The sequence below is a fragment of the Psychrobacillus sp. FSL H8-0484 genome, from assembly GCF_038005325.1.
Classification (GTDB): Bacteria; Bacillota; Bacilli; order Bacillales_A; family Planococcaceae; genus Psychrobacillus.
This window is the reverse complement of the sequence record NZ_JBBOSZ010000001.1, coordinates 383,486-405,564: the sequence shown is the minus strand read 5'-3', so window position 1 is coordinate 405,564 and position 22,079 is coordinate 383,486. Positions and strand designations below refer to the sequence as shown.

18 protein-coding genes and 1 pseudogene are annotated in these 22,079 nt (G+C 36.7%); 9 read left to right on the top strand and 10 right to left on the bottom strand.

Features of this window, described 5'->3' with window-relative positions:
• The first annotated feature begins 259 nt into the window (after positions 1-259).
• On the top strand, positions 260-1,069 hold the full coding sequence (locus tag MHH81_RS02045; RefSeq protein WP_340917330.1) for a S1C family serine protease: 810 nt from the start codon (positions 260-262) through the stop codon (positions 1,067-1,069).
• A 53-nt stretch (positions 1,070-1,122) separates the two neighbouring features.
• Here the strand turns inward: MHH81_RS02045 and MHH81_RS02040 are convergent, their stop codons facing one another.
• The 3 genes from MHH81_RS02040 to MHH81_RS02030 form a co-directional block, all read right to left on the bottom strand.
• Positions 1,123-1,875: a hypothetical protein gene (locus MHH81_RS02040; RefSeq protein ID WP_340917328.1), complete on the bottom strand. Its 753-nt coding sequence runs from the start codon at positions 1,873-1,875 to the stop codon at positions 1,123-1,125.
• A gap of 33 nt (positions 1,876-1,908) precedes the next feature.
• Entirely contained in the window at positions 1,909-5,721 is a 3,813-nt protein-coding gene (locus MHH81_RS02035; RefSeq protein ID WP_340917326.1) for a DEAD/DEAH box helicase, read from the bottom strand.
• Positions 5,722-6,208: 487 nt separating this feature from the next.
• Positions 6,209-6,715 (bottom strand): YhcN/YlaJ family sporulation lipoprotein, encoded by a 507-nt coding sequence (locus tag MHH81_RS02030; protein WP_340917324.1) that lies wholly within the window; start codon positions 6,713-6,715, stop codon positions 6,209-6,211.
• 215 nt (positions 6,716-6,930) lie between these two features.
• On the opposite strand from MHH81_RS02030, the gene MHH81_RS02025 reads away from it, so the two are divergent.
• Both MHH81_RS02025 and MHH81_RS02020 read left to right on the top strand, forming a co-directional pair.
• Positions 6,931-7,560: an alpha/beta hydrolase gene (locus tag MHH81_RS02025; RefSeq protein WP_340917322.1), complete on the top strand. Its 630-nt coding sequence runs from the start codon at positions 6,931-6,933 to the stop codon at positions 7,558-7,560.
• A gap of 361 nt (positions 7,561-7,921) precedes the next feature.
• Complete coding sequence (locus MHH81_RS02020) at positions 7,922-8,590, top strand: hypothetical protein (protein WP_445678061.1); 669 nt, start codon at positions 7,922-7,924, stop codon at positions 8,588-8,590.
• A gap of 82 nt (positions 8,591-8,672) precedes the next feature.
• Here the strand turns inward: MHH81_RS02020 and MHH81_RS02015 are convergent, their stop codons facing one another.
• From MHH81_RS02015 to MHH81_RS01990, 6 genes and pseudogenes are all read right to left on the bottom strand, one after another.
• The gene (locus MHH81_RS02015; protein ID WP_340917320.1) at positions 8,673-8,903 is read right to left on the bottom strand and encodes a hypothetical protein; all 231 of its coding nucleotides are present in this window, start codon (positions 8,901-8,903) and stop codon (positions 8,673-8,675) included.
• 143 nt (positions 8,904-9,046) lie between these two features.
• Positions 9,047-9,163: pseudogene (locus tag MHH81_RS02010) on the bottom strand (sugar ABC transporter ATP-binding protein); the annotation flags it as partial.
• A gap of 32 nt (positions 9,164-9,195) precedes the next feature.
• The gene (gene nagB / locus MHH81_RS02005; protein WP_340925095.1) at positions 9,196-9,903 is read right to left on the bottom strand and encodes a glucosamine-6-phosphate deaminase; all 708 of its coding nucleotides are present in this window, start codon (positions 9,901-9,903) and stop codon (positions 9,196-9,198) included.
• A gap of 10 nt (positions 9,904-9,913) precedes the next feature.
• Entirely contained in the window at positions 9,914-10,945 is a 1,032-nt protein-coding gene (gene nagA / locus MHH81_RS02000) for an N-acetylglucosamine-6-phosphate deacetylase (protein ID WP_340917318.1), read from the bottom strand.
• A 429-nt stretch (positions 10,946-11,374) separates the two neighbouring features.
• Positions 11,375-12,031 carry a YIP1 family protein gene (locus MHH81_RS01995; protein WP_340917316.1) on the bottom strand — a complete coding sequence of 219 codons (657 nt, stop codon included), beginning with the start codon at positions 12,029-12,031 and terminating at the stop codon, positions 11,375-11,377.
• 257 nt (positions 12,032-12,288) lie between these two features.
• The gene (locus tag MHH81_RS01990) at positions 12,289-13,500 is read right to left on the bottom strand and encodes a NupC/NupG family nucleoside CNT transporter (RefSeq protein ID WP_340917314.1); all 1,212 of its coding nucleotides are present in this window, start codon (positions 13,498-13,500) and stop codon (positions 12,289-12,291) included.
• Positions 13,501-14,081: 581 nt separating this feature from the next.
• Here MHH81_RS01990 and MHH81_RS01985 point away from each other — a divergent pair.
• From MHH81_RS01985 to MHH81_RS01960, 6 genes are all read left to right on the top strand, one after another.
• Complete coding sequence (locus MHH81_RS01985) at positions 14,082-14,738, top strand: PIG-L deacetylase family protein (RefSeq protein WP_340917312.1); 657 nt, start codon at positions 14,082-14,084, stop codon at positions 14,736-14,738.
• Positions 14,735-16,045, top strand: coding sequence for a glycosyltransferase family 4 protein (locus MHH81_RS01980; RefSeq protein ID WP_340917310.1), 1,311 nt, complete (start codon positions 14,735-14,737; stop codon positions 16,043-16,045). Before MHH81_RS01985 ends, MHH81_RS01980 begins: the two co-directional genes overlap by 4 nt.
• 11 nt (positions 16,046-16,056) lie before the next feature.
• On the top strand, positions 16,057-17,235 hold the full coding sequence (locus MHH81_RS01975; RefSeq protein ID WP_340917308.1) for a carboxylate--amine ligase: 1,179 nt from the start codon (positions 16,057-16,059) through the stop codon (positions 17,233-17,235).
• A gap of 30 nt (positions 17,236-17,265) precedes the next feature.
• Positions 17,266-18,336: a phosphotransferase gene (locus MHH81_RS01970; protein ID WP_340917306.1), complete on the top strand. Its 1,071-nt coding sequence runs from the start codon at positions 17,266-17,268 to the stop codon at positions 18,334-18,336.
• Positions 18,337-18,448: 112 nt separating this feature from the next.
• Positions 18,449-19,018, top strand: a complete 570-nt coding sequence (locus MHH81_RS01965; RefSeq protein WP_340917304.1) for a kinase — start codon at positions 18,449-18,451, stop codon at positions 19,016-19,018.
• A gap of 320 nt (positions 19,019-19,338) precedes the next feature.
• Complete coding sequence (locus tag MHH81_RS01960) at positions 19,339-19,959, top strand: hypothetical protein (RefSeq protein ID WP_340917302.1); 621 nt, start codon at positions 19,339-19,341, stop codon at positions 19,957-19,959.
• Positions 19,960-20,388: 429 nt separating this feature from the next.
• Here MHH81_RS01960 and MHH81_RS01955 read toward each other — a convergent pair whose 3' ends face one another.
• Entirely contained in the window at positions 20,389-22,026 is a 1,638-nt protein-coding gene (locus MHH81_RS01955; protein ID WP_340917300.1) for a thiamine pyrophosphate-binding protein, read from the bottom strand.
• Positions 22,027-22,079: the final 53 nt, after the last annotated feature.

Genomic DNA, 22,079 nt, shown 5'->3' with positions numbered 1-22,079 from the left:
TTTACTCAACAATCATTACATTAATCGTTTTTGCAAAGTAGAGCATGCTTCTCTTTCCGTCATTAAATTATAGCAACTAGATGATTTCCCTTTAACAGAGCTGCTTTTTCCACGCTCGGACATTTAGTTCAACCCTCATCCCCCCTTTTTGTCATTTATAAATTTCTAACTAAATTACACCTTATCTATCATGAAGAACTCGATAACATTTATGTATAATAAGAAATAACATTATCTATATAAGTGAGGATGTGTGTGCATGGATCCGAATGAGCGTCGAGATATTGATATGGACGAAGAAATAGACGATGAAGAACTGCAGCAACTTGTATTAGAGGCACAGCGAGAAGCACTTCTTAATGAACCACGTGAAAAAACAGGACGCACAATAAAGAGGCCTTTTCCTAAATGGATATTCTGGCTAATGGCTATGGTTTTGTTTATTAATACATTTGCTGTGATTTTTCAAATTTACTCCATCCCCGCGATTGAATTTATAAAAACGTCTGCAAGATTATCGACCCAAGAAGACATCGCGCTCTATAAGGAGTCTGTTGTAGTTGTTTTAACAGAGGATGGAAAAGGAACAGGTTTTTCTATATCCAGTGATGGAACTATCCTAACTAACTATCATGTCATCGAAGGAAATGGTACTGTAACAGTTGAATTCCCCGAGGACGGGCGCTTTAAAGCAAATGTTGTGAACACGTATCCATCCGTTGATCTTGCTGTATTAAAAGTGGAAGGAGAAGATTTCCCTTTTTTAGAGCTCGCAGAACAAACTACTTATATAGAAGGAGACCATATTTCTTTTATCGGTAATCCGTTAAGTTTTACAGGAATAGCTAATGAAGGTACCATCATAAATTATTTTCAATTAAGCGATTGGGATGTCCCTGTTATGATGATGAAGGCACCGGTTTACCGTGGCAATAGTGGCAGTCCTGTATTGAATGAAAAAGGGCAAGTAATCGGCGTTGTGTTCGCTACATTAGACCATGATGAGTATGGAAAGGTTGGATTATTCATCCCTATTGATGAATACAATAAACAACAAAACTTTGAATAGAAAAAAACACCCCATCCAAGTCAATGACCGTATGTGGGGTGTTTCAGCTTAAATTACAAGTATTTTTCTTTCCAGTTCACACGCTCTTTTTCATTTAACTCATTTTCAAGCGTTTCATCCCACTTCTCTAGCAAAGTATTCCACACCCGAGCGTACAAGAGGTCCTCCTCTTCGTTATACAGGATAAACTCTAAGCATGGGACATCATCTATATAGAGCTCTGATGTAGAGACTATTTTGGATACAACGGTTTGGACGTCTCCTTCTTCTGCTTCCACACCACTAGTTCGAAGTGCATCTATTACCTGCAAATCCTCAAACTTTAATTTAACGCTCTCTTCCTTTGCATACCGATAAATCTCTAATTCTTCTTCTCCATCTAAAGCAGGTTTGATTTCACCTTGTAAAAAGTCTTCATGGCAAGGGCTATAGAGTAAAGTATAGGTCTTCGTTTCTTGCTCCTCTTCAAATATCCCATTTTCAAGTTGGCGGAGCCCTCTATCTGTTAAAGCAAATACACTCTCTCTCTTTTCAATTAATCCAGTTCTCCCCATAATGTTAAGTAAATCCTCAAGAAATAGCTGCTCCACTAGTAATAAATCACTTAATTGATCTGCTTTGGCAATTTTCGCTTTTTGAAAAGTAAGTAGCATCATTTTCATGAGTACATCCATCTTCATCCGTTTTATCGGCTTGAACTCCACTTCAATAGAATGAACTGCAATGCTCCATGAAGCAGAATCTATCAATTTCACTTTTATATTCTGTTGCAGTTCCTTTTTTAAACGCTTCTCCAAGTCACGCATTTTCCTATACCCCTAAGCTACACTTATTATTTTCTAGTTCCCTTTATGGTCTCGGAAACCATTTTGACCTTTAACAATACGAAGCAAGCGTTCATACATCTCTCTAGAATCCCTCTGCTTCGCACGTTTTGTGAACATCTCTGCACTTCCCACAAGTACTAGCAACTCTCTCGCTCGTGATAACGCTACATTTAATCGACGATAATCATTAGCAAATCCGATGTCCCCACTCTTATCTTGATTATTACGAACCATACTTAATAGGATTACATCCATTTCCATCCCCTGAAATTTGTCGACAGTTCCTGTTCTAAAGTTTAAGTGCTTCAAGCTAATTTCTTGTTGAATTAGGCGATCTATCCGCTTCACCTGTTCACCGTAAAAACTAATAACACCTATACTCTTTCTTTCCTCTGGTTTCATTCTACCTTCTTTTTTCGCAGTTTCCGTAGCTTTATCCAAATCAATTAGAACTTCTCGAATGGTATTTAATTCTCCTTGATTGAATCGGCTCTTACCGTCCTTCATGCGCTCTTCAAAGTAAGTTTTTTCATTTGGCATATTAAGCCACAAGAGATGATCGTTTCTTTTGACATAGTGAGATTCAAGTAAATGGTCACGCATAGTATCTGAATCCGTTAAACCACATTGCAGACGATAATTTTCTTCTTCATAAAATGGCGTAATAGTTTCCATGATACTTTCATGCATACGATATTGGATGGCTAGCATCGTTTTATTGCTCTTCGGTAGGTTTTTAAATAGACGCTCGAATAAAGACTCTTTTAATAGCTTCTTCAATTCTTCCTTCTCTTCAAAATCGTTACTTTCTTCCAGTATCGCTTTAAGTGTTTCATCCAATGTATCTTCCCCAACAAGAGGAGGAAGCTGATGATGATCTCCAACTAGAATAATCTTTTTACCCTTTAACATTGGCAAAAGTAGTTCGGGTGGTGTTGCTTTGGATACTTCATCGATAATAACCACATCGAAGGTTGGATAATTCTCCATAAATTCTTTTCTGGCAGATGCAACACAGGTTGTCCCAATAACGTTTGCGTGCCGTACATAGAGTTTCCGGATCTCATCTAAATCATGGTCATTTGCATCTTGCAGTAATGAAAACCATTCGTTCTGCAGGGATTGAGTGATTGGTAAGCGATCTTTTTCTTGTTGAAGGGATATGTTTTTCTCCGACAGAAAGGTTATTTCGCTTCTAGTTCTTTCACGCTCTTCCTCGGGGTTTCGCTGCAATATTTCGTCTAGCGTTTTTAATTGTCTTTCCTGCTCCAAACCTTCCGAATTCACTCGCTTACTTTCCTTCTCTTTTTCTTGGAGAGCTTTTGCGTACACTTCAATTTGTTCAACCATACCTTTAACTTTGTTCTTTTTCAGCTCTAATTGATTTACATAATTTGTGAGCGTTACTTCTATATTCTTTAAATTAGTTAGTGCGTCCTCCTTCTCGCGTACATCTGTTTGCAATAGATGTAGTGAGGGTATGTCATGAACAGGACCTATTTCCCTCTGTAGTTGGTCTACTCGCCCCTGGAGGTGCTGTTGCTGTTCGTTTTGAGTAATTCCGTTATTTTTTAGCTCATTTATAGTCTGCTCCATCGTCATTTTGGTTTGCTTTACTTGCTCAACCATTTGCTGCTTAACCGTTTGAAACATCTTAGTCGAATTAATCTTCGCCTGTTGAAAAATAGCCCCCTGCTTCCATACGAAGTTCTTACGGACATATAGTCCTTCTAAATAGATTGCTAGTTTTTCCATATTCACTTCTTCGTTATGGGAAGTTAACATTTTCTTCATTATATCGATAAACTGATGAATCTCTTTCACCGTGTAAGAAGAATGAAAGACAGTCCCGCTTCTACCAATATTATTTTTCACGTTTTCCACTGGAAAGTTATCCTTCCGCAGTAAGCGCTCCAAATAATCAATCGCAGATAACAATCGAGCATTTACATCTTGCCACTCAGTAAATGATTTGATCTTCTCTATTAACTGATCAAGCTCGATCAATTGCTGCTGTAAAATAGGAGAGAGCTCAATCCCAGAGTCATTCACTCTGCTTCTTAATATCTCTAACTTGCGAATAGATTCCATTTCACTTAGTAATTCTTCTATGCTTTTTATTTTTATCTGTGCAACTTGATATTTCCGTCTAGTTGTCACTAGTATCTCTTCCATCTTTTGTAACGACCCTGTTGCTTCATGATAGAGTATTTCATGACGAATCTGATTCATTTCCAAATTCAATTGATCGATTTTCCCTATCAATTGTTGCTTCGTTGGATTAGACTCGATGTACTGCTCCATCTGGTGGATTTCTTTCGATAGTTCGTCAGATGTCTTCTGCAAAGTTTGTAGACTATTTTCAAGCTCTTCTCGTTCTTTCTTCAATTGAACTAAGCTCTTTTTAAGCTGTTTAATTCCATTACTTATTTCTATATGCTGCTCTCGAGCAGCTTCCTTTTGCTTTATGCTTTCTTCTAACAAAGTAAGTTGGTTTTCAAGCAACTGTATTCGCTCTTCACAATTAGTTAGCTCACCTGTTAGTTGACCTTCCTTGAAGGAATGGGAATCAATTTCATTTTGTAAGTCACTCAATGTTTGATCTTTCCAATATTGCCCTACATTTTCTTCTATAAACTTTTTACCTTCTTCTTCAATGCTTTCCGTACGTCCAAAGCGTAAAATCCGAATGTCTTTATTCGAAAGTAAACGACTTAACGCATTATCTACCGCTAAGTTGGATTGGGAAGCAACTAAAGTTCGAAGCCCAGCTTTTGCGTTCTGCTGACATATTTCTGAAATTACCGTAGTCTTTCCTGTTCCTGGTGGTCCTTGAATGACATAAAGATCCTCTGCAGACATAGCCCCAATGACAGCCTCTTGCTGAAACTCATTGAGTTGATTATGAAATTCTAATTTCTCTTGCTTACTTGTAATACGTATAGTCGGACGATCTTCAAATAATATTTTTTCTAAGTTAGCATTTTCTGCAAGGCCATTTTGTAAGTCTTCAAATCCTTTTCGAAGGCGTCTAATTTGGCTAAGGGTAGCAAAATTACTAAATACAGCTTCTTTCAATTTTGGATGCAACTGATTTCGTCTTGCCATTTCTCGAAACTTGGGCTTGATTTCGATTTCGATCGTCTTCTTATTTCGATCTACTTTCAGCACTTCACCCACGTCATTTTGAAATCCTTTCAAAGTAACACTTAGACCCTTTAATTTATTCCATTCATTATTGTTCACATTACTACCGATTAGTGTCATTCTACTGAAGTCTTCGTTTAATAGTAGCTTGGAGTAAGCTGTTGTAATATCCGCAATGTCCGCATTGCGTTCTTGAATTTTCAAATACCCTTCCCAACTGGAAATTCGTTTTTTTACGTATTCTGAACGTTCTTCCGCTACAGGTAATTCTCGAATCTTTGTATGTAATTGAATTGGCATTCCTGCACCATTATTACGGGCAGTAACAAAAGTTAAATCTACCGAAAGGCGTCTATTCGTTCGTACTGGAACTTTCATGCCACGTACGTGAAAACCAGTAGCAAGAAAACCGTCATTTTGTAGTACACACTCCATTACCGCCACTCTTCCAGTTAACTTTTCTGCCAACACTGTATTCGTTGCATTATCAAAGTAAAGAGAAAGAGAGATATTACCATGCGAATTGACTGGTCGCTTTTCAATATGCACTTCAAAAGATTTTTGTATGTTAAAAAAGGCATGTTCATCAGTTGACCATTCCTGAATTCCTTTGCGTGCTTTATTCGTCATCATTAGGTTACACCGCATCGTGTTTACTAGGGTTGCCGCTTGTCTCATGAACAGGCCTCCTTTTATTTTTAGCTATGATGATATTGAGGAAATCCACTCGTTTTCCGCTGACGAACTTTTAAGCCTCCTCAGGGCAATAGGATATCGGTTACGAATCCGTTGCCACACGGATGTGGCGAATGCAGGATTTGTTCCTATAAGCTCGTTGCGTGGTTTTGGTAGCCCGTTTTTCCGCAGTACTGGCGGATTTTATTCACATATATATTCTTCCAAAAACTATAATCTTATTTTACAGTGCCTTATATTTAATTAAACCCAACTTATATATCCTAGCATTTTTCGAAGAAATCGTGAATTACTGTACATTTGAGAAAATTAAATCGACGTTTATTAGAATAAAAATACATCCTTGAAAAATTGTGTACGCTGATATTCCAACTAATAACTTACTTTTCAAGACAAAAAAACCGGCTCCCTTTGGAAACCGGTTCCTTCAAAATTTGGATTGATAAGCTGAGCTCACTTTTACAAGCAATTAATGTGCATCAGGGAATACTCTTTTTACAGTGTCAGAAAATTCTTCAAAAAATCCTTCTACAGGCTCATTTGCTCTAATTTTTTCGCCATATTCGGTAAATTGCTTAGCAAAGTCTGGGTTCGTTGACACATACACATTGGCAAAATTAGCATTCGTCGCTCTTGCTTCATCCGCAATTTTCTTGTCGAGCTCTTCAGTCGAGCTTACTCCTTCTTTCAACATGACCCCTACATATGCGTTATTATCCGTTACAATTACATTTGCACTTTCCACTTCTTCTAGTTTTGTAATTTTATCAGCAACATCATCCGCTAATTCAAGCTTGTGGTCGCTCGTTTGATTCACATCGTTAGTAGTGGTTCCCTCAGTCGTTGTCTCTTTATTTACTTCCGAATCTGTAGATGTATTGACATTGTCCTTCTGATCATCCTTATTATTAGTTCCACAGCCTACCAATGAACTTACGAGAAGTAAAGTCATAGGTATTGTTAATATTTTACGCAATAAAAGCTCCTCCTTTATATTTGCAAGTGATGTTAGTATGTGAATTTTAGTCAGTATTATTCATCCATAAAATTTAAAAATATTGAAATGGCAAAAAACGCTTGGTGTTAGCGCAACAAACGCTTCGACGGAAGTTTCTTAGGATGACACACGTATAACAAGGTAATCTCCTATGATAAAATGGATATACTTTAACCTGAAGGGAAGATCAACGAATGAAATCACCTTTTACTTTTAAACATACTGCGCCTCAGTCAAATGGCGAAAAGCAACCTTCGATATTTTTATTGCACGGCATGGGCAGTAATGAAGAAGACTTACCACAGCTTGTAGAGGATTTAGAGAATACTCATCATATATTCAGCTTACGTGGTCCGATTGTTTCGAATCCAGGATACGCTTTTTTTACCATTGAAGAAGCAGGCAAACCAATCCGTGATGTATTCGATAAAGTAGTAACGTATATTCAAGCATTTATCCGAGAGGCGATTGTAGAATATGAGCTAGATCCCACTAACATTACAGTACTCGGCTTTAGCCAAGGAGCGGTGCTTGCACAAACTTTAGCACTAACTTTGGGAAATGAAATTAGTCGAGCAGTGGCGTTGAGTGGGTATATTCCTAAATTTGTAAAAGAAGAGTATAGCAAACGCCCGGTAGACCATTTGAACATCTTTATTTCACACGGTGACTATGATTACGTTATTCCATCTCAGTGGGGTGCAAACAGCAGAGATTTCTTTGTGGAGCAAGAAGCAAACGTGATATTTAAAACTTACAGTGACGGGCACGGTGTGACGCCTGAAAATCACCAAGATCTAATTTCATTTTTAAAAGGAATTTGATACATAAAAGAAAAATGCAAGCTCCCTGGTCTTCACTTGATCGTAATCGGGTTCGCTTTGGACGAAGCCAAAGCACACCATTACCTTGAGTTTGGCGTGGAGAGAAGTGAGTCTGCCACTTTTCTCCACGCTTTTTTCGTTAATCTTCGCTTAGTCCAAAGACATCCAAAAACAACGAGAAACAAAGTAAATATATGTATATTCATTTTCAAGAGAAGGTGGTTAAAATGAAGGAATCTGGATATTTAATCGAGGAAAAATTAATTTATTGATAACCTTCTATCTTTTCTAATCACATTAACGAGTTAATAGGAGTATCCTAGCTTATAGCCTTTTAAGAAAAATAGGGAGTGGATGTAAAGTGTACCCTTACTCAAATGAATTTTTCTCTTTTCCTCATGGACCTGTATGCGGGACTCCGTACTTGTATTGTAGTGATACAGTAAGATACTTTCCGTATCAGATGCCTTTCTTTTATGAGCACTCTTGCATTAGTAAAGCAGAGGTTGATTTAAAAAATTTAAACCGCCTACTTTGGGAACAGCACGTCTACTGGACAAGAATGACGATAACCAGCTTAGTATTTAACTTGCCTGATCTTCAGCCAGTGCAAGAACGACTCTTAAGAAATGCCCCGGATATGGGCAATAGTATCCGACCTTTTTATGGTGATCAAATTGCTGATCGATATACCGCGCTCATAAAGGAGCATTTAATAATTGCTGCCGAATTAGTGACAGCTGCTATAAAAGGTGATACAAAAACAGCAGAGGAAAAAGAGAAAGAATGGTATAGAAATGCAGACGATATTGTAAAATTCCTTAGTAGTATTAATCCGTATATAAATAGAGAAGAATTAAAGAAAATGTTTTATTCCCATTTAGCTTTAACAAAAAACGAAGCTGTTAATATGATTCAGAAAAATTATAAAGGCAGCATAGATGTCTTTGATAGGATTGAGAAAGAGGCTTTGGAAATGGCCGATATGATCTCGAAAGCGATAATCATGCAATTCCCTCAGAGTTTTTAGAGCATTGAAGATGAAGAAAAATAGATGGATGAAACCTAATCATACTAATTAAGGTACTGGGTGGAAACAGTAAATAACTGTTTTAACCCAGTACCTTTTTACTTTTATCAATTCTGTGGTATTCAGATATTTGAATCACCCGAACATCTTGGGTGTTCAGTTCGTGATAGATATCTCTGCTATCTCGAAATGAAATATATTGATCCCGCTCACTTTGAATCAACTCTTCAGCCTTTTCTTGAGATTCCATATAGATGAATCGTCTAATGTAATAGTTTTCATCAAAGAAGTAAGTTACTTTAAATTCTTTCACTACTTTTTTCTCCTAACATATTGTAATTTTCATTAGGATATCCAAATCACAATGTTTTAAGCGAGTGACTGGCAAAGTAGAAATGAGTTGTTCATAACACACAAATGCTTTAGTGAATCCTATTTTCCGTATTGGGATCGAACCGATGGACCTACAAATACAATGAATTCTTTATCTTGAATATGAAGATTAAAGTCTTTAACAGCTAAGACACCTTTATCATATTCCTTTGTTAGATTCACTAATTTTAATTCCGCCATACGACTTCTTCTCCTAAACTGTTATTAACTATTCATTTTCCATAAATTATTGTTACGTTTGGATGTTCCTTTAAACAACTTGCAGGAAAATCTTCTGACATACCATCTTGCTGTATTCGTTTAATTGACGCCACTTTATGTTCTCCAAAAGCAAGCAACACAATTTGTTTTGCTTGCATGATAGTTTCAATTCCCATCGTGATTGCGTATCTAGGTACTTCTTGTTTTGTATGAAAGTATTTCGAGTTCTCTATTCTTGTCTCTTCTGCCAATGTCACGATATGTGTTGCTGATTGGAATGAAGTACCTGGTTCATTGAAGCCTATATGACCATTTACACCAATTCCAAGCAACTGTAAATCAATACCACCATTTTGCTGAATTAATTGTTCATAATGAGCGCATTCCGCCAGTAAATCCTTCGCTAAACCATTCGGTAAATGGATGTTGTCTGGGGAGATATCAATTTGGCTGAACAGATTCTCTTCCATGTAGTTGTGATAACTAGTCGACTCATTAGACGCTAGCCCAACATACTCATCTAAATTGAATGTTTTAACTTCGGAAAAAGAAAAGTCGCCTTGCTTATATTTCCGCACTAGTTCTTCATAAAATCCAATTGGAGTTCCACCCGTTGCTAAACCTAAGACACTATCAGGTTTCCGAAGTAGTTGCTGTTCAAATAGCGATGCAGCTTGCCGGCTCATTTCTTGGTAGTCATTCACTTCAATCCAACGTATTTGCTTTGAATTAATCATCAGAATATCTCAACCTACCTTTACAAAAAGTGTAACGTCCATCGAATTCATGATTGAGTAAAACAATATCTGCGTCTTTTCCAACTGTTATACTTCCTTTTCTATCGTAAACACCAAGTCTTTTCGCAGCATTCTTCGATGTCATTTTTACTAAATCTTCTACCGTAGATGCGGATAGATTTCGTATTTTTTTAAAAGCATCAATCATTTTCAACAAACTCCCTGCTAGCGTTCCATTCTCTAAAGTTGCTTTAGAACCAACTACCTGTACATTTTGATCGGCTAATGTGTAGTTTCCATCTGGTAATCCCTTTGCACGCATCGAATCCGTAATAAGTATTAATCGCTCTGGACCGATCACTTTCACGATTAGCTTTAACATATCATCGGATAAATGAATTCCATCAGCAATAACCTCGCAAAAAAGCTGATCGTTCATTAAACCTACTCCTACCACTCCTATTTCCCTGTGATGTAAACCACTCATAGCATTTGTAAAATGGGTTAAATGTGATAATCCATGTTGAACAGCTTGTTCAATATCTGCATATGTTCCTTTTGTATGACCAGCAGATGAAATCACACTGTTCTTCTGAAGGAATTGAATCATTTCAAAGTTTGTATCATGCTCTGGCGCTAACGTAACTATTTTTTGATGGGTCAATTGATCGCCGAACCACTCTTTTATTAACTTAACGGAAGGTTCACGAATAAATTCTAACGGCTGAGCTTCTGCTTGTTCTGCATGAATAAAAGGACCTTCTAAGTGAATACCTAACATTTCAGCACCTTCATAATTCATCGAATCAGACAGAAATCTGGAATTCACTTTTACTGATTTCTGAATTCGCTGAGGGGAATGAGTAAGAGTTGTTGCTAAAAAAGATGTTGTCCCCTCTTGAGGTAAATATGCCGCAATTCTAATGGTCGCTTCTTCCACGCCATCCATAAAATCAGCACCAACTGCCCCATGAATATGAATGTCGATAAAACCTGGAAGCGCTAAACACCCTTGACCATCCAATTGCTGTCCCGAAAGTCATATAGTGAATGAGAGATGGTCCCTTTTCCAATTTATTGATTTCCGTTCCAGACGGACGCTTTCCGCGGGCATGGCTTCAGTCTCCTCAGGCCAACACGATGTTGGTCACGAAGGCGTTGCCACACGAGGTGGCGTTCTTAGCCTTCGTTCCTTTGTTCGCTCCTGCGGGGCCTTCAGCTCACGCTATTCCCGCTGGAGTCGCCGTCTTTCACTACAATCAATTGCCTACAAAAAATAGTAGTTTAATAAAAAGTATACAAAAAACAGGTGTAGAAAAAGACTCGTTTTTCTACACCTGCTTCAATTTATGGGCTTATTGGACAGCCCCTTTTTTTACGAAAAGGATCTGTTAAACGGTCATGTTGTTACCTGCGAAAATCCGCCCGCTTTCTGCGGACGAAAAGGAGATATTTAGTAAGTAGTCATCCCAATAAAAGAGAAGATGATGATAAAAGCAATTATAAACACTATTATACCTATTATAATAGAAGGGATGATTAACGTTGCAAATCCTTTCCAACTAGAAAACTGATGCACTTCCCCAATGGCTTTACTTTGAATCACGATCATCCAAACAGAAGATGTAATAGTTATCAGGATAGAAAAAAACAACCAAAAAATTGCTCCTGAGGTAATTTCCAATGGATTCATGATAAATAAATTATTGCGAACGAAAATGAAGGATAAAATCCAATATGGAGTCAACCAAATACTTGGAATTATTACGATACCCATCGCCTGAGCCATTTCTTTATACGTTCCAGAGCCACCAAACCATTTCCCTACCCATGTGTAAATAACCGTTCCAAAACCTAAACCGATTAATCCAAGTATTGGGCCAAGCACTACAATTCCCATTATTAACAACCACAACGAGATATCAAAATTCTTACTCCACTCACTTGCTCCACTTATTCCAGTCGGTATCCCGGATATCGCTGCTAGTGTCAGGGAATACTTTAAATCCTTATGATCCAACACATAGCGCACCGTTTCCCTAGTGGATAGCCAAATAGAAAAAAACGGGTTTAATTTCTCGACTTTTTCCTGTTTTAATTCATGTGTCACATAATCCCTCCAACCTCTTACTAGCATATTTTATAAATAAAGAAATATGAATAGTTTTTTATTTAATCTCTCGTTATTCATTCGACATCAACCTACTGTTCCCTCTTTTTATTATTTTTCTATAGCTCTAATCTCTCGTTGCCATATGTTTTGGAATCTCTACAGTTTCAGTACTTACTGCATGATTCATGGGATAATAAATAAAAAAAAACGACTGAGCTATTAACTCAGATCGTTTTTATTATCATTCACTTTTATTAAATAAACATTCCTGCAATTGCAGCACTTAATAAGGACGCTAACATCCCTGCAATAACTGCTCGGAATCCCAAACGTGCAATATCAGGACGACGATCTGGTGCCATTGATCCTAAGCCACCTAACAAAATAGCCATCGAACTTAGGTTTGCAAATCCACATAATGCGAAGCTGACTACAATGACCGTTTTCGGTGATAGATTTGGAATATCTGGGGCAAAAGCAGAGTAAGCAACAAATTCATTTAACACGAGCTTTTGCCCAATGTAGGAACCAGCCTGAACTGCTTCCGCCCAAGGAACACCAATAGCAAATGCCAATGGAGAAAAAATGATACCTAAAATACCCTCTAGCGATAACCCCTCAAAACCAAATAGACCACCTAATCCACCAAGTAGTCCATTTATCAGCGCGATAATTGCGATAAACGCTAGTAACATTGCCCCAACGTTTGCTGCAAGTTTCATTCCATCACTTGCCCCGCGTGCTGCTGCATCAATCACATTAGCAGATTCATTATCTTTTTCCAGCGAGAAGCTTTCTTCGTTTACAACTTCTGTTTCAGGAATCATAATTTTTGCTAAAACCAAACCTGCTGGAGCAGCCATAAAGCTTGCTGCAAGTAAATATTCTAATGGAACACCTAGTAATGCATACCCAACCAAAACAGAACCTGCAACAGAAGCAAGACCTCCTGTCATAACAGCAAAAAGCTCAGATTTTGTCATTTTCGAGATAAAAGGTCGAATAACAAGAGGAGCCTCTGTTTGTCCAACAAAAATATTTGCTGCAGCTGATACAGACTCAGCTCTACTTGTTCCAAGAAGCTTTGAAAGTCCTCCACCAATGATTCGGATAAAAAACTGCATTATTCCTAAATAGTAAAGAACGGAAATTAACGCAGAAAAGAAAATAATAACGGTTAGCACTTGAAACGCAAAAACGAAACCGAAATTTTCTATATCAGCAGCAGGTCCGAATAAGAAAGAAATCCCTTCGTTCGCATACGATATTAAATTTTGAACACCATTAGAAAAGGCAACAAGCCCCTCACGACCGGTTTCCCATTTTAAAACAATAAATGCAAACAAAATTTGAATCGTTAAACCGGCAAGAATTGTTCGGACATTAATCGATTTTTTTGCACTTGAAAGTAGAAAAGCTATACCTAAAACAACAATTATACCGACAATACCCCATAACACGTTCATAGTAGACACCTTCTTAGTATGTAATAGGAAGAAAACGCTTCCTTTAGTTAAAAACCATTTTAAGACGTCTGATGACAGACGACGTTAAGGAAGCTTAACAAAAAATAAAAGTAATGTAAAATAAAAGTGAATTCAAATTCTTCGCCTAAATTCCACTTTTCGTTATGGTTGTTGATTTAAAAATGTCCAGTTCAATCCTTAATTATCTTTACCCTTAAGCTAGAGAATACGCACATAAAATAAATAAATAAATAAAAAACACGAAGAACAACTTCTCCGTGTTTCTCTCTTTATTTTCTCACCTTCCTATTTTTTTAAATATTTCATTTTTATGTATTTTTTGTAGAATCAAAGATGCCATTCTACTGGGAAAAAAGCCAAGAGCAATTTTGCTTTAGCACATATGATATATAACTTCACATACCAGCAATCGATTGACTTACTATCCTTCAGTCACCAGTGGTCTGATACGTAATCTAACAGAATTCCGTTACTTAGTTTTTTTACAAAATGCACTTTGAGTCGATTCAGATACACAAAAAAGTAACATGAATCATTAATGAACTTGAGAGGTGGATAAAATGAATGGAAATGCATTAGTAATTGCGGCACACCCTGACGATGAGCTCCTCGGAAGCGGCGGAACTTTAAAGAAACTAATAAACCATGGCTATAAAGTTATTACTGTTATTTTTGCAAAGGGACGTATAGAAGCGGAGCAAAACATGAAGCAAAATGTAGAATTAGCAAATAAATACTTAGGAATAGAAGAGACTATTTTTTTGGAATATCCGAATCTACTATTAGAAACATATCCATTACATGTCATCAATAAAGAGATTGAATTCTTAGTAGCAAAGTATGAACCTTCTATCATTTTTACTCATCATTACGGCGACATCAATATCGACCATCAAATTCTGTTTCAAGCCGTACTAACCGCAATACGCCCGTTACCTGGAAAAAAGGCTATAGAACTCCTTTGTTTTGAAACGGTTTCTTCCAGTGAATGGAGTCAGCAGACGAATGATAAATCTTTTAAACCAAATTATTATGTTGATATTACAGATACGATCGACATAAAATTAGAATCTCTTCAGTTCTATGATGTAGAAATGAGGCCATTTCCTCATCCTCGTTCCTATAAAGGAGTAGAACATTTAGCCCGAGTACGAGGTATGACCATTGGCGTTGAATATGCGGAGGCTTTTGAAATAATAAGGAGGATATGGAAATGAAAAAAAAAGTTAAAAAAAAATCTTCCTCACTGTCTATTCCATATCCTTATTTGGTTTCCGCAACAGATCAATACTATGGTGTAACTCCTTCCTATGAAAATACACAGATGGTTAAGAAGAAACAGTCCATTCTTCATGTGCCATCTAATAAAAAGTTACGAATACTAATAACCACATTTTGGGATTACCCAGCTGTTGGCGGACTTCAAAACTATATTTCTACACTCAAGGTCGGCTTGGAAAAGCTAGGTCATATGGTCGATATAATAGCTCCCAACCAATTTCCAAGTGATAAAGTAAAAGGAATAGAAAAGAAAGTTTTCAAAAAAACGAAACGATTCTATTATAAGCGCTATGGTAGTTTTAGTAACGAAATAGTAAAACAAAATGTACGTCTAACTAGTTACGAAATGATGTTAAGGAATATGAATCTAGAGAAATATGATATTTTCCACGCACAAGATCGGTTTACGTGCAATATTTTAGGTAGGTTAAACCACCGATATCAAAAACCACTATTGTTTACCCCGCACGGTTTTATGACGCATCGTCGACTTCAATTAAATCTCTTAGAAAAAGATTCTTTAGAAGAAACCTACTTTCTTTCCATGGATCAAATTGCCGCTGCAAGTTCCCACCACATGATTATCTTATGTGATGCCTTTCGTCCCATTCTAAAAAAAATTGGGGTTGAAGCTAGCAAAATGACAACTATCTATACCGGTATTGATTTTAACTCAGAGTATATTGTGAAACCTAAAAAATCACCAGAAGACAAAATAATTATTACTTGTATTTCACGCCTTCGACCTCGTAAAGGACATCAATACTTGTTGGAAGCCCTAGCTCTAATGAAAAATGAAACTAATAATGTAGATATATGGTTCGTAGGAGACGGAGAGATGAGAGAGCAACTAGAAAAGCAGGTTCACGAATTACAATTAAACAATGTCTCCATTTTAGGATCGAGAAATGATATACCTGAATTGTTGAGCCAATCCGATATCTTTGTCCTACCGACTACTAGCGATACGTTGCCCATTGCTATTATTGAAGCAATGTTTGCCGGAAAGGCCATTATTACAACAAATTGTGGCGGAATATTAGAAATCATTCAGGACTATCATTCTGGATTAATCGTTGAACAAAAAAATGCTCAACAATTATCCGAGAAATTGTCGCTATTAATACGAGATCTATCTTTAAGGGAATCCCTAGCTCAAAATGCGCAAATGTTTGCAAATAAGCATTTAACAAGTACGAGTATGGTTAAAAGAATTGAGGAAATCTATCAATCTTTTCAATAAGGAGAAAAAAGATGCGCCATGATATTTCTGCTGTTGTATTAGATTTAAGTGCCACAGGGATTGGTATCGCTCGAAGTTTGAGAGAAAAAGGAATTAACGTTTTTGCATTTGATATAAAAGGAAAATATGAAATCGGAAAAACTCGTCATGCAACTTGTGGAATTTGTCCTAATCCCATTTCTGAAGAAAAAAAATTGCTTCAATTTCTAACTGCTTTTGGAACAAAGCATACCATTAAACCGGTTCTTTATGCGGGATCGGATGACTTTGTCCATTTTATATCCAAGAATAGATCCATCTTATATCGAAACTTTCGCTTCTTATTACCTGTACACTCACTAGTTGAAGCTGTGTTAGATAAATCATTAACGTATGAATTGGCCTTAACCCACAACATACCATGCCCCAAAACTTTTGCTATTCCTAATGAGACTCAGCTTGAACAAATTATCAATGAAATTACATTCCCTTGTATATTAAAGCCTGTCTATTCATCCGATTTCCGTAAGCGAATCGATCATCAACTGTATAAAAAAGCAATTATGGTAGAACAGGAATCTGAATTACGAAAAGAGTACCTCATTTATCGTCCGTTCGGTGAACTAATGCTCCAAGAAGTGATCCCCGGAGATGAGACATGTATTTATTCGGTCAAAACACTTTTTGATGAAAAAATGAATTTGACAGGCATTTGGATGAACCAAAAAATCCATCAGTTCCCTCCCGATTTTGGATCCTCTGCTATGGTCATTAGCAAACGAGATGAAGAAGTAATTCAACAGACTGTATCCTTTCTATCAGAGTTAAAATTCAAAGGATTGGCTATTACGGAATTCAAAAGGGATCAAAGAGATGGAAAGTTGAAGTTTATTGAAATAAACCCGAGAATCGGACTCACACAAAGATTATCAACTGCAGTTGGTGTTAACTTAGCGTACTTATATTATTTGTTAGTAACCGATCAAAATCCATCACCTATAACGAATCAAAAAGAAGGAATCAAATGGGTTTATCTTGTCCGTGATTATATTTCTTTTGTACAAAAACGAAGAAATGGAAAGACGAATATTAGTAAATGGTTAAAGGATCTATCAGGAAAAAAAGTAGAAGCTCTTTTTGCATGGGATGATCCACTTCCATTTATTCGAAGCTTTATATCTCACTTGAGAAATTTATGGAGGAGACATTAAAAATTTTGTGAAAAAGAGGTGAATGTTCCTTTGAGCAACAACAATGAAATTATTAAACAATGGAGGCTTTTTGATTGGAAAGACAAGTTTGTAGATGTGCTCGGTAAAGATGTTGAACTAGTAGGCTCGCAAATAGAATGTCTTAAAAATTCTCGCGAAAAAACGAGTATATGGAAACTGGTAATTACTAATAAAGTTAAATCAATTCCAGTAGTGCTTAAAATTTACAAGCCTCCACTAAATGAAAATCATACTGTCGAAATAAATATGTATCAAAAAGGTAATAGCATACTCTCTGAATTTATGCCGCAAGTCTTTTGGATCGAATCTAATGTTAATAGCGGTGAAATTTGGATGTTCATTGAGTATGTGGAGCCATTACGCGGGCAAATAAAACTCGCCCCAAAACATTATGATCAAATCATTCCAACTATAGCAAAATTCCACGCACAGACTTTTGAGCATCGAATTTTGCAGAATGGAGACGTGTTTGATTTATGGCTCCCCAATTATTATTTGAACTCAATGGTTAAGGAACGAAATAAGCATATCAAAAAGACGAAGGAATATCTCGATCGGGCAATGAAGGATCCCGAATTAAAAAAAGTAGTGTCACCTAGCTATAAGATCATTCAACAAATATTAAAAAAAGGCCCTCTCTTTTTCCCTGAAATTATGGAAAATGGACAGAGTCTCATCCATGGAGATCTCCATATTCACAATATTAGCTGTCAGAATGCAAAAAAAGATCAAGACTGGCAAATTCGAATGGTTGATTGGGAATCTGCAAAATATGCACCCGTTTGGTTTGATCTTGTCGTTCTTGTCGAAATATTAGTCGATTTTCGAACAGATTGGCATAAAGATGCTGACGAGATTCGGAAGCATTGCGTTCATTTATACAGTGAAGAAATGAAAAAGCATGGGATTACATTCCAGACAGATCCACTGCAGCTTTTTAAAATGACTTATTTACAGAGAACTTTAGAAAAAAAGCTACTTAATCACTTGCGCAGAGTGTTAAGGGGAGAAAAAAGTGTACTTCTACCAAGGTACTTGGAGAAAATTTTGATTTGGGGGAAAGAACTCGGATTATATTAATGCTTCCTGTAGCTAGATGTAGATATTTTTATGTCCGTTCCTGTTCCTTATTACTTCATATGTTGAGACTACCGTAAACCAATATATCGAATTTAAAGGAGGTGGTTGAGTAATGGAAAAATTCAAGGCGATAATAGCCAAGAATAAAGGGAATGTCCGTCTCAAAGATTTAAAGACATATAAACTGATTGGAAAAGGTGCTGATGGATCCGTCTTTTTATTGACACCTGACCGTTGCGTTAAAATTTTTGAAAAGGAACAAACAAAAAGACTGGAACTGAAAGCACTGCAAGTAGGACAATCATCACCAGTTATTCCACGACTTTATGAGGATGGTCCAAACTATATAATCATGGAATATGTAAAAGGAATTTCTCTTCCTCAATATCTAAAAAAAGAGAAGCAACTTCCCGAACCAATAGTGGAGAAGATTCTAGCTTTGCTAGTTGAATTGAAAAAAGTAGGATTTAATAGGTGTGATACAGAAGTTCGCCATATTTTGTTTAACGAAGATATGGAAATAAAAGTAATAGATCTAAAGAGGGCATTCAATTCGGTTAGATCTAACCCTACAAAATTAATAAAGGGATTAAAAAAGAAAGGATATATAGAAGAATTTATGCAACACGTTCATCATCTTAGTCCAACCCTTTATGCGGAATGGAAAAGCATTATTAATTGAATTCAGTTAGATAAATTTTGATTTAATTACTTTGGAGTAAAAAGACTTCCCACCCATTTATACAAATGAAAGGAAGTCTTCTTTCGTATACTCTATATTCTAAAACGATACACCATCTCATTATGGGAATCGGAAAAAGACGTTAATTATTGCGCAGCAGTTTGAACTTCTTCCATGGAAGCAAGCTAGCTGCTCCCACGGAACTAATCTTACTTTTTTCTATTACGACTTTATTTACACCTTTATAGGAAATTATTACAATCTGCGATACAATTAGATGAATAAATTGGTAATAGTATGCCTTGGAGGGAATAATAAATATGAAAAGCATAGAAGTGATGGATAAATACATTAGCACTTATGGTGAACAGATTAGCGCCGCTAAGATTTTCAATGTTGTTTCTGAAATTTTCGGAATTAATTTAGATAAAGTAAGTATTTTAGATAAAAAAAATGCAGAGTCATTACAAGTTCCTACTAACATTGACACATCTATAACGTCTCCGTCTAGATTAGCAATCGATATGCGCCTATCTCATTTGAAAAAGGAAATTACAGGTGAAGAGGTTCGTAAAATATTAAATCAAACGTTTGGTATTAACCTAGATGGAATCGCGTCATTAGAACGGCAAAGAATTTCTTTATTTTCTAAAGGGCAATGGATTCTTCAAAATGACAAAGATCTAATTATAGTACATACGGGAATAGAAGACGTAGATGTAAAGATTATACCTACCGATTTCTTTACTAAACAAACCGGATTAGAAGAATTGCCAATAGACTTACAACATTCATTATCCCGTCTCGGCTATCGCTATGATGAACAGATAAGAGGTTATTTTTACGCCGATCCCGATGGTCAACCAATCCCTGATAACTTTAAAGGACAATCATTAGGCGCTATCATAGAGGTAATTCAAAAATTATATGCACATGTATAATGCAGATGCCTTTTGAATCCTTAAAAAAAGATGGGGCTGTCCCTAAAGTCAAACATTGACTGAGAGATGGTCCCTTTTCCAACGTATTGATTTCCGTTCCAGACGGACGCTTTCCGCGGGCATGGCTTCAGTCTCCTCAGGCCAACACGATGTTGGTCACGAAGGCGTTGCCACACGAGGTGGCGTTCTTAGCCTTCGTTCCTTTGTTCGCTCCTGCGGGGCCTTCAGCTCATGCACCTGCCGCTTCGCTTTCGGTGCAGAAAACATCTGCTATTCCCGCTGGAGTCGCTATCTTTCACTACAATCAATTGCCTACAAAAAATAGTAGTTTTAATAAAAAGTATACAAAAAACAGGTGTAGAAAAAGACTCGTTTTTCTACACCTGCTTCAATTTATGGGCTTATTGGACAGCCCCATCTTTGACTATTTTATTTTCCAAAAGAGGATAGAAACTTAACGCGATCTCCCATAGGTGGCACGTTATTATCTATTAAAGCAACCTCTAAAATTGCTGGGCCATTTAAATTAGTTAAACGATGAATGACATCTTGATTTAGATCTTCCATTTTATTCACTCTAAAGCTTGGAATATTCATTGCTGCAGCCATTCCTGCGATATTAATGGGCTCCTGCTCAAATGTAGGATGCGTACGCTTATATTGCAATGCATGCCCATGATAAACCATCCCTAATCGAGCATTATTCATCACAACAAATAAAATGGGTAAATTATATTCTTTTGCCGTTAACACTTCCATCCCGTGCATAAAAAAGCAACCATCGCCTGTGATTGCTACAACTGGACGCTCTGGTTCTGCTAGTTTCGAACCAATTGCCGAACCAATTCCGCTACCCATAGCTCCGAAATGCACATTAATGTTAAACGTATCAAAGTCTAAGACTTTCATATGATGAATGACATACGCCATAAATTCACCAATATCAATGGAGTACCTAGTGGATACTGGCAAATATTCCTGTAGTTTGCGTAAGACATTTTTAGTGTTATATTCTTCTGTATTCCCTAAATCATTATGTTTATCTATTTGCGTTGGAACTGTTCTCGATATTTCAAGCTCGTTTAATTCTTCTATTAAAGAAATTAAACTTAATTGAATATCACCTAAAACAGGGATATCAATTTCATATTTCCGATTGAATACCGTGGAGTCAAAGTCCATTTGAACGGTAAAACGATTTTTTGTAAGGTTTTCATTATAATTATTTGTTGCTGTTTCCCCTAAGCTTGTCCCAATAATTAATAATGTTTTAGCATTTCCTTCATTTATTAGATTCGAAGCAAACTCATTTCCAGCAAAGCCGAAAACTCCAGCTAAAAGAGGATGCTCATCTGGAATAAGCCCTTTTGCTTGAGGAGTTGTTATGATTGGCCAATCTAGCATTTCTGCTAACTCTATTAATTGCTTTACAGAATTCCTTACTCCCTGGCCCACAAAAATATAACCACTCTCTTTTTCTACTAAAACTTTTGCTACTTTTTTAATTGTATGAACATCAGGAATTATTTCTTCTCTTTTTTGAAACACAGGTATTTCTGTATCTCCTCCATCACCTTGTTGAATATCAATTGGCATTGCAATATGGACAGGACCCGGCACACCAGAAATCGCTATGTTAGTTGCTTTGACTATTTCATGGAGTAATTCTTTGGAATCTGTGACCGTTACACTATATTTTGTAACTGATTTAAAGATCTTTTCAGCATCCAATTCCTGAGAAGCGTTTAAACCCATGGTGTTAACAGGAACAGCACCTGTTAAAAATAAAACAGGTAAATGTTCTCGCATTGCATCAGCGGCACCTGTTACCAAATTTGTTCCACCAGGACCACTACTTCCTATGCATACACTTAGCTGATTAGCGTACTTAGCATAGGAAGCTGCCATATATCCTGCTGCTCCTTCATGCTTTGTTACAATAGGCATTATCTCAGGAGTGTCATATAGTTCATTAAAAAATGCATTTACAGATCCCGCTGGAATACCAAATACATGTTTTACTCCAATACCTTTTAAATATTGTACTACTGAATGAATAGCTTTCATTTTAAATCCTCCTAATAAAATTTAGTAACCTACTAGTATTAAGTAGGCTCTGC